This is a genomic window from Aquabacterium sp., assembly GCF_049274795.1.
Lineage (GTDB): Bacteria > Pseudomonadota > Gammaproteobacteria > Burkholderiales > Burkholderiaceae_C > Aquabacterium.
This window is the reverse complement of sequence record NZ_JBASTH010000089.1, coordinates 1-1,616: the sequence shown is the minus strand read 5'-3', so window position 1 is coordinate 1,616 and position 1,616 is coordinate 1. Positions and strand designations below refer to the sequence as shown.

The following is a 1,616-nucleotide window of genomic DNA, read 5'->3' as shown; positions in this document are numbered from 1 at the left end:
ACAATCAATGGCCTTTACAAGGCCGAGGTGATCCACCGGCGAGGTCCGTGGCGATCCTTTGAAGCTGTCGAATATGCCACGCTCGAATGGGTCGACTGGTTCAACAACAGGCGGCTGCTGGAGCCTGTCGGAAACATCCCGCCCGCCGAAGCCGAGGAACGATACTACGCCATGCTGGACGACGTCGCCATGGCTGCGTAACTTAAACCAAATGGCCTCCGGCAGTCCCGGGGCGGTTCAGTTCTATATCCGCGTCTGGCGTTAACGTGTCTCCTGCGCTAGAAGGCGTTGCTTGGCTGGTAGCTGTAGCAATCTCAGAGCCGGTAGCTGTTGGCGCAGCACCGGCTCCATTGTGAATATTGATGTCGCTCATTCGGCACCGCCAGTAGCGCGTTCGACCAGCGCCTTGATGCTGTCCACTTTGACCAGCCGCCGCGTGCCGATTTTAACAGTGTCCAACTGCCCCCGATCTATAAGGTGGTAGGTCAGTGTTCGACCTACGCCCAAGCGTTGAGCGGCTTCTTTTATTGATACTAGCATTTTCATTATCCAAATTTAACCGTCTGCGTTCGTGCAGATTCACCTTAATGTAGATTCTGAAAAATATTAGTTCAATAATTTTAATTAAGTAGATATAAATCTACTTTAATATGGAATAAAAGTTCTCATAACGACCTGAGTCTATATTCAATTAAACAAAATTAGATCTAAATTGCGCTAACGGGTGATGCGTAACGCGAATTGATGGAGGTTTTCGTATTCTGATTGGAGCGGAGCGGGCGTGATTGTCACTTCCGCTCTACCGAGTCGCGATTGCTGTTTGCGCGGAGATGCTCTTTGTCAGCTAACGTGAGCTGTTTCAGAAGTGTGGGGGTGAGTGTGGGGGAAGTTTATCGGATTAAAAATAAATATAACTATATCAATCTGATAACCAATTTGTTCTATACAAGCCCTGCCACCACCCCTTCCAGTCAACACCGGGAAGGACGTGCCCGGTTCGTCACAGACCGATCAGCTGCGACCGGCGACCGCCACGATCCCCTGAAGATTGTCCATCGGCAGCAAGCCCGTCGTGACTTGCTGGCGGCGCGCGATGTTGAACGCCACCAGCGTATCGACCTCATAGACATCAACGCGGCCCTTGAGCCCGACCAGCTGATAAATAAACCGGCCGTCGCCGCTGAGCGCCATGTCGATAAAGCCGTCGGCATTGGCGAGCGGCGTCGGTGATGCGGGATCGACCGGGGTGCCGCTGACCAGCCGCTCGCCGCGCGCGATCATGCCGTCGTCGCCAAGGCCGAAGCCCGAAATCGCGGCACCCGTCGAGCTGGCGACCCAGAAGACCGATGTGGCGGCGTTCAAGACGACCCAGCCGGGTTGTACCGGGCCGGATGCGGTCGTCGGGCCGAGGAGGAAATCCTGGGCGCGCGGGGTGAGGGTGCCGTCGGCGGCGATCTCCCACGTCGACACCGACCCGGTTTGCAGGCTGGCGAAGGTGCCCGGGGTGCCGGCCGACGTGACGGTGCGCGCCTCCGCCGCGATGACGAATTGCCGCCCGTCGTGCGCGAAGGTTTCGATTCCGATCGCGTTGGGGAGGTTCCGGCCCGCGGCATTGC

3 protein-coding genes are annotated in these 1,616 nt (G+C 56.6%); 1 reads left to right on the top strand and 2 read right to left on the bottom strand.

The features are described from left to right. The coding region (locus WAQ08_RS14735; RefSeq protein WP_422192454.1) for an IS3 family transposase at positions 1 to 201 on the top strand (201 nt) is incomplete at its 5' end. Positions 202 to 369: 168 nt separating this feature from the next. Here the strand turns inward: WAQ08_RS14735 and WAQ08_RS14730 are convergent. Both WAQ08_RS14730 and WAQ08_RS14725 read right to left on the bottom strand, forming a co-directional pair. Continuing rightward, complete coding sequence (locus WAQ08_RS14730) at positions 370 to 540, bottom strand: helix-turn-helix domain-containing protein (RefSeq protein ID WP_422192456.1); 171 nt, start codon at positions 538 to 540, stop codon at positions 370 to 372. A gap of 471 nt (positions 541 to 1,011) precedes the next feature. Continuing rightward, positions 1,012 to 1,616 (bottom strand): hypothetical protein (locus WAQ08_RS14725; RefSeq protein ID WP_422192452.1); only part of this gene is annotated, 605 nt, incomplete at its 5' end.